Raw genomic sequence first — 14,201 nt, 5'->3', positions numbered from 1 at the left:
TTATTTATTGTTATGATTATTCTGCACTATGTTCTTGTATTCTCAAAAAAATACGACTATTAAAAATAGTAGTCAATATCTTCGTAAACATTTAACATTCAGTACAATTAATTAAATAACAATTTGAGGGTTGAAAACGTACGATTCTTAATAGCAGTAGATCAACACCCTAATACAATTGGGAGGACAACTCCTTTACATTGCTTTGCATAACACTTAAAAAATTTCCCTCCACAGGTTTATTCCCAACCGGACTATAAACAATGACTGCAACTTTTCTTTTCTCCAACTCCTCTTTTATTTGAGGCAATGGCTCTGCTTCCCAAATCATCATTGCTGCCGGGTAATGGTCCAATAAATGATCCAATTCATGCCACTGCTTGTTAGAAGGCAGTTCATTGGGCTCAAAATGAACATTATATATCTCTAAGTGATAGGCGGAAGCCAGGTATTGATATACAGGGTGTGAGCCTATTAAAACGGCATCTGATTGTATGTTTTTCAACTGTCCGTCGAGACTTTTTAAATCGGTCTTTAGTCCTGCAAAATTGGCCTCAATCTCACTCTTTTTGTCAGGACACAACTCAACCAGCTTATCTTTAATTGCTTCTGCCTGCCGCATGGCAATCGACAGATCCAACCATGTTGTAAAAGCCAGGCCGGTATGAACATGTTCCTCCCCATCTCCATGACTGTGTGCCTGTCCTATTTTAATTTCAATGTATTCATCTTTAAGGCCAGCCGTGGTATTGACTTTGATACGTTCGGGTATACTTACATTATTCAACCATTTGGCATAATCTGCACCATTAGTGAACAGGACGTCACATTCCTGAATGAGCGTAAGACTTTCTGAATCAGGGATCCAATAGGCAGGATCAACATCGGAAGGGATGGTGTATTTCAAATCAACATAATCACCACCTATACGTTCTGTAAAGTAATACAAAGGGTAATTCACTGCTGTGATCACTGGTTTTGAAGGTGCTTGTGCCTGTTCATTCCCTTTTTTCGAAAAGCATGCTGACAGGCTAAGGGTCAGTAATAAATAAACTATGTGTTTCATGTGTCAGATATTTGGTTTGTTAATTTGATCTCTTTTATTTAGTGCCATTGCAAATGCAAGCGGTGATATATTTAAATAATAAACTGACGAATAAAATCATCAACAAAGTAACCAGTAAAGCCATATAGGATAGTAGCAAGCAAAAAACTACCGCAAATGACAAAAAGAAGTTCGCCGCTGATAATTTCCATTGTCTTTGTTTTGCTTGAACCAATGGTAAACATGGTATATAATTCTTTTCTTCGCAGACGCAGTGTAAGAATAATTATTAAACCCAGGATTAATAAGGTAGCTGCACCAACGAGAATAAAAACAGTATTAAAAATGTGTTTTATCCTGAATATATTCTCAAGAAGGTTGCTAATCACTTCAGAAGGAATAAGAACCTGTTCCTGATAATCTGCTGTCTTGTAGCGTCCTCTTAAAAGCGTGGTTGATTTATGATCATTGGTGACAAAAAGTATGGCACTGATTGGAAATGACATAATATCACCATGAAAGTGAAAACTTTGCAGCTTTTTACCATCAATTTGATTGTGAATAAACAGCTTGGAACTCGCAGTAATATTGGAACTATCCTTTTTTAATATCAACGTCGGATCATTCACCATTGACATATCTTCATGACCATGACCAAAGCCCATAATCACCCAGTTGGTTTTTAAGTCTGTGAATACTGCTTTGTCATCCGGGGTATTTGACGCTTTTAAAATACCGACAACGGTCATTTGAAGGGGGTACGAACCAGCCAGGTCAAGAAAATTATCAGGAGAGGAAACCAGGCTGTCGCCAACACTAAGATTTAAGGTTTCTGAGACCTCACTGCCAATCACACATTCTCCAATAAATTGTAGATTACGTCCTTCATCAACACTTAGTTTTCTGAACTTAAAATAATCAAGCGTGGTACCTACAATGGGGTAATCCCTGGCTTTATAAACAGAAATCAATGGAATGGAGTAACCAAACCCAAGCTGATCTAATTCCCGGGCTTTGAGGTAGCTTATCTGTTCTATTTCATTCTGCTCAAAATAAATCCCGTTAATAACTAAATCGGTTGAGTTACCCTTCGGTCCTATGATCAGGGGTGTGGTTTCTGCCCTTGACATCATTTGCTGTTCGCTTTCACTGATCAGTTTTTGAAGCCCGGCAGGGAGATAGAGCATCAGTCCGATGGAACCCACAAGAGTCAGCGTTTGATAGCTATTGTATTGCAAATATTTTAAAGCAAGATATAAACTCTGAATCATGACTTTCTGGTTCTTAAATCATTAAAATCAATGACAGTATCAAAACCCTTGAGTATTTCATGGTCATGTGTAACTGTCACCAGGGTTGAATTATTCTTAGTAACATAGGAGAATAGTAACTGCATAATTTTAGCCTTATTATCCGGATCCAGATTACCGGTGGGCTCATCAGCAAGAATAACTGAAGGACGGGCAACCAGGGCTCTGCAAATGGCTAGTCGCTGTTTCTCACCATGTGACAAATGCCCCGGATACTTGTGTAATTTGTTTTCAATACCCATTTCTTTCGTCATGTGTGCAATCCATTCATTTGTATCACTATTGGCTTTTATCCCATTATTGATTTTGAAAGGCAAATAGATATTATCCCTGGCATTCAGATAAGAGATCAGCCGAAAGTCCTGAAAAACAAAGCCAATTTCCTGAATCCTGTAGTTGCGCCTCGCCTTATCTGAAAGCATCTCCACTTTTGTATTACCAACCTTTACCTGCCCTTCAATGGGATCAATAATGCCTGCAATAAGATTAAGTAAGGTTGTTTTACCCGAACCGCTTGGCCCAATAACCGCCACCTTACTACCTTTAGCTATGTTTAGTTGTTCGATAGAAAGCCTAAAATCAGATTTAGGATATCGAAATTCCAATTGGGTCAGTTCTATCATAATCTATTGCTTTTCAAATACTATAATGCTTTATCTGCCATGTTAAACTAATACTGAATCACTTTATTCAATTAATAGATGCGCCTGGCATCCAAAATTTCCACATTGCCGATCTTCCAGATATCCTTCTCTATTATAAGCGTTACCAAAGCGCGGTATCTGTTCTGTCGATAATGAGTATGACCAAAATGATTGACAGAACCACGAACCGTCCATTCAGTATCGGCCTGGTATGTTCCGGCCTTTAATTGGCTGATTGCATAAACCTCACTTATTGTTACTTCATCCACTGTAGCTCTTGCCCCTCCCCTGTTTTCAAGGGCCATTGATTCACGGTTCTGCAAATAGATCTCTGCCAATTGCTCATCTGTTACGCTCAATGCCAAGCGATCGTAAACAGCATCCTCCAGCTTTTGGTCAAATGCACGGTATACATTGGTCAACAGATCATCCAATAATAACTTCCCCTTTTCCATTGATGGTTTTCCATGGGAGATAAAGGAAATGCCCAGTGCTGGACGAGCAAAAGGAAATAACAGGAAGCCAAGTAATAAGGTAAAAGTCAGGTAAAACCGTGCCATCCTGTTATTGTACAAAACCCTTTTATAAAACCAGGTCACCAGCACTGCCAGTATCAAACAAAACCAGATAGCATAGGAAATAATGGCAATGGGCTCTTTCTTTACTTCAATGGGTTCAATGGCGGGAACCTTATATCCTTTAATACGACTGGCCCATCTTACCTCATTTTTAAGAGGTGTTACCTCACCTGAATAGGTAGCATGCGGATCAACCATAGATAAATCAATGCTTTCACTCCCAGAAAACAAGTGCCAGTTAAATCGGATCGAATCAGGATAATCACCAGTTAAATAATTCAAAGTAATGCCTACTATGGCTTCATCCACATCCTCATCAACTGCAGTTTCCTTAACCGTGACACCACCTTTTCCCAATATTACAAAATTTGCTACTACTATTTCTGCATTGCTTAAGTCCTTATTAATAAACGTGGAATCCCTTTGACCTATCAACTGCTCCAAACGACGCTTTATTGACGGTTGCTGATGAGATGGAATGGTATTCTCCTCTGTCAATTTCAGATCCAGTATATTGACAACTTCACGACCCGTTATCAGTATTTCTTTACGTGTTTCATATGGTTCAACCGAGAGAAACAACATGATCGGGGATGTCATGAATCCCTTGCTTTTTGATACACCTCCCGTCCCTTCGATAGGGTTATTGACAGTTGTCTGCACCATTGCTTCATTTCTGCTTGTTTGGAAGTCAAGCACCTGATCGTTACCCGCCAGTACATTGTCATTAAAGATGTAAAGCATGCAAAATACAGCCAGACTACCTGATACTACCGGCAGGTATATTGAATTAAGTTTTTCATTACCAATGACGCTCATAATCCCTAGCAAAATACTGCCCAGCAAATAGTTTCCCATATCCATCGCCATATTGAATGCAAATACGGCCTGTACTTTTTGCGTTGATAGCAAACTTTCAGAACGAAGCTCATTGCCCAAAGACATACTATGGCATATAGCAGTAGCAAAAACCATTAGTAAGAGGTATTGAATTTTCTTTTTACGATAGTGATAAAAGGCGATATAAATTACCAATAGCAATAGCATTAAATCGCCAAAAAGAAGCTCTGATCCTGTAATTTGAAAGTCAATCAGAACCATAGCTGTCATTTGTCCCAGGGTAAAAGCCAGTAAAACCTTAAATAGCTTACGATTGGGCAGCACTATAACCAATGTAAATACGAGTAATATGTGAACCAGCTTAAACTGCCAATGTCTGAGTCCGCTTATAAAGTATGTTGTCAGCACCTCTTTTGTGCTTAGTTCATGTGACATAATCTGATTCAAGGGAACATGAATGCCATTAAGAGACCTTGTGAAAAAGCCCTTATAAGAAGTCCCGTCCAACCATTGCGCCGTTACATCAACTGCATTCCTGGCCCATGGCAATACAATAATATCTTCATGGCTGAACCCTCTTTTTGTTGCTATGATATCAGCTTTTAATGTAACCCAGCCGGATTGAAACTCTCTTTCTGGTTTAGTAATCGTAAATCCCGGAGGAAGTATAGGTTTTTGAAAAGAGCCAAGAAAGTTCTGAGGGATATCAACCTCAAAAACATAACTACTGTCACTCTGCTGAATCAATCGTACTTTGGCAATACCCGGATCGTCGGCATACAGGTCGCCTGGCTGAAAACAACAAAACATCAGCAACAGCAGCATTGCTTTAAATGCGGCCGGCAATGATCGTAGTTCCTGGTATTTATTAAGAGGGTAACTCATTGAAAAACTTATTTACAACGACTAATTACTAGCTTTTATCACTTGTGTATTTGTCCGTATCTTCAAAAACGATTTCATACTGTTGACGCATTAAAGAATACTGCTCTTTCTTCCTGATCTTTTTTTGTTCGGCTGCCCACTCCCTTTCTACAATATCCCATACACTGTTCAGGTCAGGTACTTTACCCGGCTCAATGTTCTCAACCCATACCAGGTGCCATCCGTAAACAGAAGCTATCGGACCTTGCCATTCATTGGTTTTTAACTGAAATACCTGGTTTGCAAACTCTTTACCCGTAGTTCTGGCAACGTTACTCATTGTCTCTGAGTAAAAATCAACAGGCACCATCATTAAACTATAGCCCTCATACCTGCTTATATCTGAAGCATCCTTAAGGTTTTTAAGAACTTTATAAGCCGTTTCCTTATCATTCACATCAAAGTAAAGGTGGGAAAAAGAGATGGTTGATTCCTCCCTGAATTTATCAGGATTCGATTGCAGATATTCCCTTAACTGCTGTTCAGTGGCATAAACCGTAGAATAGTCATCCAGCATCATTTCCATTAACTGACGCAACCTTTTCTTCACCGCGATATCAGATTTATCCAATCCCATGTTAACCGCTTCCTTATAAAATATTTCATCCATCACATGACCATAGATCTGGCTCTGCATTTCTTCTTCGGTAGGATAACGACTCCAGGTACGGAAATAATCTTCACGCAAAAGTTCTATTTGCGCGTTACTGACAACAATTTTCCTGCTATTATTTTCTACATACCGCCCAAGCAAAACATATAATACATACATACCTGTTCCAAGAAGGAAGAATATAAATAGAGGGTGTTTAAGCAAGTGGACTATTTTATTCATAGAGTTTTAATGTTTCAATTATGATCTATTCCGAAGCTGTAAGAGCCGGATAAATAAAATGCAACACGCCGTTCTGCGCTTCTGTATCTTTAAATAAGACACGTGATGTATTAACGGTATTCTTTGCGTGTTTAAAATCAATCTTCAATTCCATGCCACTTAACGACTCAATTTGGTCATATTGCATAAGATCCCTGCTCAGCAATTTGCCTTTCACCATATGGGTCTTCAGAAATTTCTTCAATTCCCTTTTTGACATCTTCTCAAACGGCACATCCAGATCCTCAAGAGCCTTATCGACAGGAATAAAAATGGTGAATGGTTCATCTGAAGCCAGTTTGTCCAATAAACTGGCTCGTTCCAGTGCCGCTCTGAATCGTTCAATTCGTTCTCCCTCTGTGATTAATTCAGAAAGCAATGGCAATTGATCCAGCCGGTTATAGGTCATTATATGTTCTGCTTTCAGGTAGTAATCTTTATTGGTTGACGAAATCAATGCCCTGCCAAACCTGAAATTAGGCAGGTCAACCGGCAATTGTTCTTTTTCGAGCTTACCGCTGATCATTACCATTTGCCCATCTTCCAGTTTATCAAAATTGTCTGCCGGAACACGGAACCCGGTCCCAAACATATCAGCCACACAGCAGTACATAAAGGTTGACATCAATGCAAAACTCTGTTGTTCATCCAATTCGTCAAGGCGCTTAACTACCCCTACTGTTGTAAAGGATGAGCCGCTGGTATATACCATATCTGCCCCAAGTGTCGAAAGATTGCTCAATTCTTCTTTGGGAAAACGTGTCTGATCAATCTGATCCCACAGTCCGGCTTGCATAAAACTCGCGGAAGGATCAGGCATATCTGAATTGGGTAAAAATGGCTTACCAATAACAACAAGCAGAAACAAAAGACCAAAAAACACCAGGTTACTTCCTTTTTTTTCAGGCGGCTTTACAAGCAATACAAGCCCTGCTATTATGAGTAACAAAGCACCTGCAAAGGTTAGCCACCTGAAGTTTTCATTCATTAATAAACCATAGTTATCTGATAAGGACAGACCCAAGGCGAACAGCCCTGTGATTAATAGCATAAGGGCCTCTGTTATTCCATATATTTTTGCTAAAGTCGCCTTCATACATTAACTAATTATGATTCCTGCTTTACCTGCAATCATTGCAATCAGGTATACCAGCACAAATGGTACAAGTATCAAAACCATCACCATTCTTCGCTGAAAGGTGATGCCATACATGCCTATTAGTTTTAGATCAACCATTGGACCTATTCCTATAAATGCCAATTGAGATGCCAGCGGGAAACCAACAAATGAGGCGGCCACAAAGGCATCTGCCTCCGAACAAACAGACAGGAGAATGGCAAGAACCATCATTCCGCCAATGGATAAAGCCAGGTTATCACCAAAGCTATCCATGACACTTACGGGCAGAAACGTTTTAAAAGCTGCCGCAATTAACGCTCCTATGATAAGATACTTACCCATATCCATAAATTCCATTGCAGCATGCCTGAGTACAGTGACTATTTTCGGCTTATGGGATGTATGGGAATGATCATGATGATTGTGATCATGATGCTCGTGATCACATTTGTGCTCATCTGCCAATTGGTATGAATGACGTATAACATTGACCAGTGACTTAGCTATCAATGCCACAGTTGCTGCAACTATAACAGCCAGCAATATCCTGGCAAAAACCATGGTAAAACTTCCACGAAACGCAATGTAGGTAGACGCCAAAACTACCGGATTTACGATGGGGGCCGCCAACATGTAGGCGATGGCAATATAAGGAGGTACTCCCTTGTTCATCAGGCGACGAACGATCGGTACCACTCCACATTCACAGGTTGGAAGCACAAAACCAGCACTAATACCCAATGCCAGACCTCCTGCAATATTCCTTGGTACCATGCGCAGGAGTCGCTGAGTGGAGACATATACTTCGATAAATGCAGAGAAGAGTGCGCCAATCACTAAAAAAGGCATTGCCTCAATAAAGATAGCAAGTGCAATAGCTGCAAACAGGTTAAAAGTTTCGTACATATTCGTGTTAGGTCTTTGCTCTTTCTGTTACAATTTTCTATTTACTGCCCACCAATTGTAACAGACTGGTCCTTAATGCTTATATTCAAATCTAAATGATTTAAGCATTAAAATCCATTATTTGATCAAAAATGTTGAAAGTTGAAAAGAGCAGAACTGATTCCGACAGCTACCAGGGACAGCTTGTTTATTACTATATATGCGAATACTGACATCTTTTCCATCAATGTTTTTTTTGTGATACATGAATTAAACCGTACTGAAAGTACAGTTTAACCAGGCCCCGGTTAACTACCCGGTGCCCGGTTATCTTGCGTTTTAACTGCGATAATCCAGAATGCAGCTCTTAATATTCTCAGCTGATAAGCTATTTCTTCGGAGAGTACCAGATCGGGCTGGTATAAGCTCTTTCCTGAGTACTTACAGGAGCTCCTTCAGGTATTTCAATACCAAAACGGAAAGCATCAATGGTGGTCCAGCGAGGTGTTGGTATTTCAATAACCCTGGCATAATAAAAGGCCTTTTGCTTCGGATCAAATTCAGGATCAGTCCAAACCACACTAAGTTCTGAAGCCCCGATGGAATTTTTAAAACTTGCAGTAGCCGCATCAACCGTATTGCCCACATCTTTTTTGCATCTGCCGTCCTTATCGATCACCCTGCCGTCTGAAACAGCCACGTCATATACACGTTCATGGGTTGCACCGTCCTTATCCAACCAGCCTTTAATAATTTGAATCCTATCAAGGTTTCCTCCTATCGGATCACGCAAAGCATACACCATAAATGTGGGCGCTTTACCCGTTGGCGCATCGAATAAGTCGCCTCCCATAGGTACACCTTTCTGGTAACCGGCAAATGCTGGTTCCCTGCTCATTAAATCCTCATCCGTATATTCCCAGCCTCCAAAAAAGCGAACGGCCATTCGACTGCCTGTGGTCGCATATACCTCCTTGCGCTGCATCGCATCAAAGATCTCTTTGCGTGTATTGTCTTTGGCCCACACGGCACCAAGACCGGCAGCTACCTGTCCCCAACTCATCATTTTACCAACGGTGCTTTGCATGAACAAATGATCCATCCGGTTAGGATCCGGCTCATAACCAGAATGCTTACCAAAGAAATTATCTTCCTGGGCTGTAGCCAGTCCCGTATGACTATCGGTGGCACCTACAAAACCCATTTTATAGGGGTTGGTACCAAATTTACTTTCCAGTACCATACCATTTTTCAATGCCTCACGAGCATATTCTTTCGGCAACATTTCCGTTTCTTTGGCAATGACCATATTACCGGGTACAATGTTACCAAAATCCCAGGTTTCATAATCTGCAAATTCATCCTTGGGCGACAACAACGGATGCGCCTCGCCATCTCCCTTTATTTGGGTTATTTCATAAATGGGCTCCCATTTAGCGCGCTCTTTCATGTAAAAATCATCCAGTTCTCGACCTGTATATTGTGCAACAAGCGGAAACATCAAACCATTTGACAAATTACCATTATGGGCTATCGCCAATACCTGTCCTCCTGTTTCCTTTTCATAATTGGTCATCCATTTCCACAGTTCCATCGGATCAGAACTGCCCAATGGTGGTGTTGTTGTATAGGGAACCAGCCTTAATGCCTCTACCGCACCATCTCTGTATAGGACATTCCTATGCAGGTTATTTCCATTCAATGTGGAGGTCCACTCATAACCTATCATAGCTGTAAATTGCCCGGGATCATTATGTTTTTCTGCAGCACCAACAATATTTTCCCATGTCGATTTATAGCCTGCTGATTCAGGTCCATAGTATATTTCCTGTGGAAAGGTTTTAGTAACCATCAAAGCTTTAATGATCTCATAGGCTATTTCAGGTTTTTCTTCTTTATTGGCAACCGTCAGTCTGTCATGCCAGTCTTTTCCCATGGGGTTAGCCATTATTTCAGGCTTACCGGCAATCATATCAATAACAAATCCCATATTGTCGCTATGGTCAGTAACTGCCAGCCAATCGAGCGGACGCGATAGTTTAACCGGAATACCAAATGAAGAAATGACTTCCTCTCCTTTTGCAAAACGATAAGCATCTTCCGGAAGTAATATACATCCTGCTGTACCAGCATCGAAAGACATTCCCGTATGAAGATGCGAATCACCCCAAAGCACTTTACTTGGAAAATCGCGTTTGGCATGCGGAGAATAGGATTTTCCTTTGTATTTCTCCGATAACATTTTCTTTTGATCGCTTTCTTTAACCGGAATATCCTGGGCAAAAGCACTTGTAAAGAAAGATACTGTAACTAAAACTAAAATTAACCTGATTGACATTTTCATATTATAGCGCTTTATATACATGAATACTATTGAAGTAGAAAAAGTTAATTATTTACTCACTTAAAATCAACATTATCAGGTCATTCATTCAATTTTACATGAATATGACAACATGCTTCGGTAATAACATGTCATTTACCACGGCGTGGTATACAGGCTTACCAAGACGTGCTATGCAGGCTTACCAAGACATGGTATGCAGGCATACCAAGACGTGGTAATTCGTTTTCAGGGCAGCCTGTGCTTATGAGCTAAGTGTAATTTCTTTTGAATATTTCAATATTAATCAAATACATAAATGTATCTTCATCACAGTATTTTGTTTGCTACACCAAGTTGGATGCAGTAAAATGAATACTTGGCACATCGCGATTTAGGTAAAAAACAGTGATAAGCACCATGTTGCAATTTAAAATCACCAAAACAGAAACCCAACTGCATGAATTGGCTACCCAACTGGGCGGCACAATAGAAAATAACATCATGTCTATTCCTGAACACCTGGGGAAAGGTCAGATCTCAAGAAATCAGCTGGTCAAAGGCATCATTCTGCAGGATGGTGAGTTTAACCTGTTTCAGGATTTTATCATCAATCGTAAAGTTGATGAAGATGAAAGCATACACCATTTCTCATTAATATATGTCTTCAATCAGCCCAATTACATATTTACCAACGATGAAAACAATGAATCGGGCATTCATAATTACCTTTTATTCTTTAATAAGTATTATTCCTACAATAACATTGTTCCTGCCTATACCAGGTTTAAGCAAATACAATTGTTTGTAAGCGTCGATAAACTCATGTCACTATGCAGCTATTACAAGTTGCCTGCTGAAGTCACCCGCCAACTAATGAAAGATGAGCAATGGTGCTATAAGTTTCCGTTTACACCTGAGGTGCAAAAAGTGTTGCATCAGTTATCCAGCTATAAAATTGAAGATGATTTTGCTAAAGGTTATATGATCAATAAATCGGAAGAATTAATCATGCTGGCACTTGAGCAGATATTCAAAGAACAAAGTCAAAGATCGGATAAAAACAGTTTTATGCATCAGGATGATCTCAGTACCTTATATGAGGCAGAGAAGATGCTGCTTGAATCCAATGACGAGATCGTTAAAATATCAGAGCTATCAGACAAACTGTCGGTAGGCATACGAAAACTGCAACGCTTATTCAAGGCCTATCATGGTCTTGACATGACCAGCTATCGAAAACAAGTGCGACTTGAGCAGGCCAGGCACATGATACTGGAACAACGTCTTTCTATTACTGATGTCAGCTATAAAATGGGCTATACATCAACAAGTCATTTTTCTAAAATATTTAAAGATCAGTTTGGTTACTCCCCCTCAAGCTTATTAAATAAGTAATCCCTTCATATCACTTGACGCATTCGCGATACTCTTAGTCACTTTCGTTACACAACTGAAGTAGTGACTCACCATATCTTTGTCATGTAATTATAAGTTGAATACTGAATATTAACTATAACAAACAAAAAAGGTATGAGAAAAACGGTATTATTCTATTTAATGATCTCCCTTAGTTCCCTTGTCGCATTTGCACAAAAAAGCGAAAGACCAAACATTTTAGTTATTATGGCCGATGATATCGGGATATCTAATCTAAGTTACAACAATAAAGGTATGATGGGATATACAACTCCCAACATCGATCGTATTGCCAACGAGGGTGTGCAATTTACCGACTATTACGCTGAGCAGTCATGTACTGCGGGGCGCTCGGCTTTTATTACGGGACAAATGCCTGTGAGAACAGGCTTAACGAAAGTAGGCCTGCCAGGAGCTGACCTTGGAATTCGAAAAGAAGATCCTACCCTGGCCACACTATTAAAGCCTTATGGGTATGCAACCGCACAATTTGGTAAGAATCATTTAGGTGATAAAGATGAATTTCTGCCCACCGAGCATGGCTTTGATGAGTTCTTTGGTAACCTCTACCACCTGAATGCCGAGGAAGCACCTGAACATTCGAACTATCCGCAGAATCCGGAATTCAGAGAGCGTTTTGGTCCACGCGGTGTTATTAGATCAACGGCAGATGGTAAAGTGGAAGACACGGGCCCGCTGACCAAAAAACGCATGGAAACCATTGACCAGGAATTTTTGGATGTCACAATGGAATTTATAGAACGAAAAGAAGATGAGGAAACACCATGGTTTGTATGGTTTAATCCTTCACGCATGCATTACCACACCCATGTGCCGGATGAATACAAAGGCAAATCGGGCTTAAATGTGTATGCCGATGGAATGATCCAACACGATGATCAGATAGGCATACTACTTAATAAGTTGGATGAGTTAGGCATTGCTGATAATACCATTGTTATTTATACAACAGATAACGGTGTGCATTTCAATATGTGGCCCGATGGTGGCGTAACACCTTTCCGCGGCGAAAAAAACACCAACTGGGAAGGGGCCTATCGTGTTCCGTTTGCCATGCGCTGGCCCGAAAAGATCAAAGCCGGACAAATTGAAAACGGTATAACTTCTCACACAGACTGGTTGCCGACCTTGATGGCGGTTGTTGGTGAGCATGACATTAAAGATAAACTCAAAAGAGGACACACGGTTGGCGATATGACGTATAAGGTTCACATCGATGGTTATAACCTTTTGCCGAACCTGATAGATGAAAAACCACAGTCTGAGTGGCCGAGGCAGGAGTTTTTTTACTGGAGTGATGATGGTGATCTGGTTGCTTACCGTTATGACCGTTGGAAGTTGGTCTTTATGGAACAAAAAGCTAAGCAGTTCAGAGTTTGGATGGAACCTTTCACGGCCTTACGTGTTCCTTTGATCTTTGATCTGAGAATGGATCCATACGAGAGGGCTTCAACCGACGCCAATGGTTATTATGAATGGATGGAGCGCGTTGCGCAGTTTTTAGCTGTTCCGGCCCAGGTTAAAGTAGGTGAAATGATAGAAACATTCAAAGAGTTTCCACCACGCCAGAAGCCTGCTAAGTTTAACCTGGAGGAGGTGATGATGAACATGATGAATACACCGTCTAATAATTTGTGACAAAGTATGATATAAGGGCTCTGACTGGAAATAGTCAGGGCTTTTTTTGTTTAAAAGTTGATGAATGGAAGTGTAGGTTTGTAGGTTTGTAGGATTGTAGGATTGTCGAATTGCTTAATTGATGAACTGCCAAACAGTAAATAGAGAACTGAATTACTGATACTTAAAGCAAGCACGCCGATAACTATTGGGGCGTGGTCAAAAGAAAAAGAAAACCGTGGTTTTACTGAGAGGCAAAAAATAACACAAACCAATGATTTAAATAAATAAAAAAAATGAACCACGAATTACACGAATTACACGAATTGTGCAATCGCTACGCGATTGCTATGGCGATGCCATAAACCGTATAATCCGCTAACCCCAATGGCTATCGGGGTACACGTATTATTGACTGGGCCATTTGATTATGGTTACCACTAATCGCTACGCGATTAGATAATCCGTGTAATTCGTGTAATCGTTAGTTTGTACTTGAAAAAGAGAAGAAGATAAAAAAGAATATTTTCTTTGGATAAAAGCTCCATCTGCTGCGTTAACTTTACCGTGTAATTAGGAAGAATCTATCACAGATATTAAG

At 40.2% G+C, this 14,201-nt stretch carries 10 protein-coding genes; 2 read left to right on the top strand and 8 right to left on the bottom strand.

Going from position 1 to position 14,201, the window contains the following annotated elements; all coding sequences use genetic code 11:
- Nucleotides 1-169: 169 nt before the first annotated feature.
- From ACRD69_RS20695 to ACRD69_RS20660, 8 genes are all read right to left on the bottom strand, one after another.
- Nucleotides 170-1,066 carry a metal ABC transporter substrate-binding protein gene (locus tag ACRD69_RS20695; RefSeq protein WP_430817051.1) on the bottom strand — a complete coding sequence of 299 codons (897 nt, stop codon included), beginning with the start codon at nucleotides 1,064-1,066 and terminating at the stop codon, nucleotides 170-172.
- 71 nt (nucleotides 1,067-1,137) lie between these two features.
- Nucleotides 1,138-2,316 carry an ABC transporter permease gene (locus ACRD69_RS20690; protein WP_430817050.1) on the bottom strand — a complete coding sequence of 393 codons (1,179 nt, stop codon included), beginning with the start codon at nucleotides 2,314-2,316 and terminating at the stop codon, nucleotides 1,138-1,140.
- Nucleotides 2,313-2,978, bottom strand: coding sequence for an ABC transporter ATP-binding protein (locus ACRD69_RS20685; RefSeq protein WP_430817049.1), 666 nt, complete (start codon nucleotides 2,976-2,978; stop codon nucleotides 2,313-2,315). The genes ACRD69_RS20690 and ACRD69_RS20685 overlap by 4 nt, the downstream gene beginning before the upstream one ends.
- Before the next feature lie 71 nt (nucleotides 2,979-3,049).
- Nucleotides 3,050-5,302 (bottom strand): HupE/UreJ family protein, encoded by a 2,253-nt coding sequence (locus ACRD69_RS20680; protein ID WP_430817048.1) that lies wholly within the window; start codon nucleotides 5,300-5,302, stop codon nucleotides 3,050-3,052.
- 28 nt (nucleotides 5,303-5,330) lie between these two features.
- Complete coding sequence (locus ACRD69_RS20675) at nucleotides 5,331-6,176, bottom strand: peptidyl-prolyl cis-trans isomerase (protein ID WP_430817047.1); 846 nt, start codon at nucleotides 6,174-6,176, stop codon at nucleotides 5,331-5,333.
- Nucleotides 6,177-6,201: 25 nt separating this feature from the next.
- The gene (locus tag ACRD69_RS20670) at nucleotides 6,202-7,311 is read right to left on the bottom strand and encodes a fasciclin domain-containing protein (protein WP_430817046.1); all 1,110 of its coding nucleotides are present in this window, start codon (nucleotides 7,309-7,311) and stop codon (nucleotides 6,202-6,204) included.
- A 3-nt stretch (nucleotides 7,312-7,314) separates the two neighbouring features.
- Nucleotides 7,315-8,241, bottom strand: coding sequence for a permease (locus ACRD69_RS20665; protein WP_430817045.1), 927 nt, complete (start codon nucleotides 8,239-8,241; stop codon nucleotides 7,315-7,317).
- 367 nt (nucleotides 8,242-8,608) lie between these two features.
- Nucleotides 8,609-10,564, bottom strand: a complete 1,956-nt coding sequence (locus tag ACRD69_RS20660; RefSeq protein WP_430817044.1) for a DUF3604 domain-containing protein — start codon at nucleotides 10,562-10,564, stop codon at nucleotides 8,609-8,611.
- Nucleotides 10,565-10,963: 399 nt separating this feature from the next.
- On the opposite strand from ACRD69_RS20660, the gene ACRD69_RS20655 reads away from it, so the two are divergent.
- Both ACRD69_RS20655 and ACRD69_RS20650 read left to right on the top strand, forming a co-directional pair.
- On the top strand, nucleotides 10,964-11,941 hold the full coding sequence (locus ACRD69_RS20655) for a helix-turn-helix domain-containing protein (RefSeq protein WP_430817043.1): 978 nt from the start codon (nucleotides 10,964-10,966) through the stop codon (nucleotides 11,939-11,941).
- Nucleotides 11,942-12,076: 135 nt separating this feature from the next.
- Entirely contained in the window at nucleotides 12,077-13,621 is a 1,545-nt protein-coding gene (locus ACRD69_RS20650) for an arylsulfatase (RefSeq protein WP_430817042.1), read from the top strand.
- The last annotated feature ends 580 nt before the right edge of the window (nucleotides 13,622-14,201 follow it).

The organism is Carboxylicivirga agarovorans, assembly GCF_050589845.1.
In the GTDB taxonomy this organism is placed as follows: domain Bacteria; phylum Bacteroidota; class Bacteroidia; order Bacteroidales; family Marinilabiliaceae; genus Carboxylicivirga; species Carboxylicivirga agarovorans.
The sequence above is the reverse complement of the archived record's forward strand: the minus strand, read 5'-3'. Positions and strand labels throughout refer to the sequence as shown.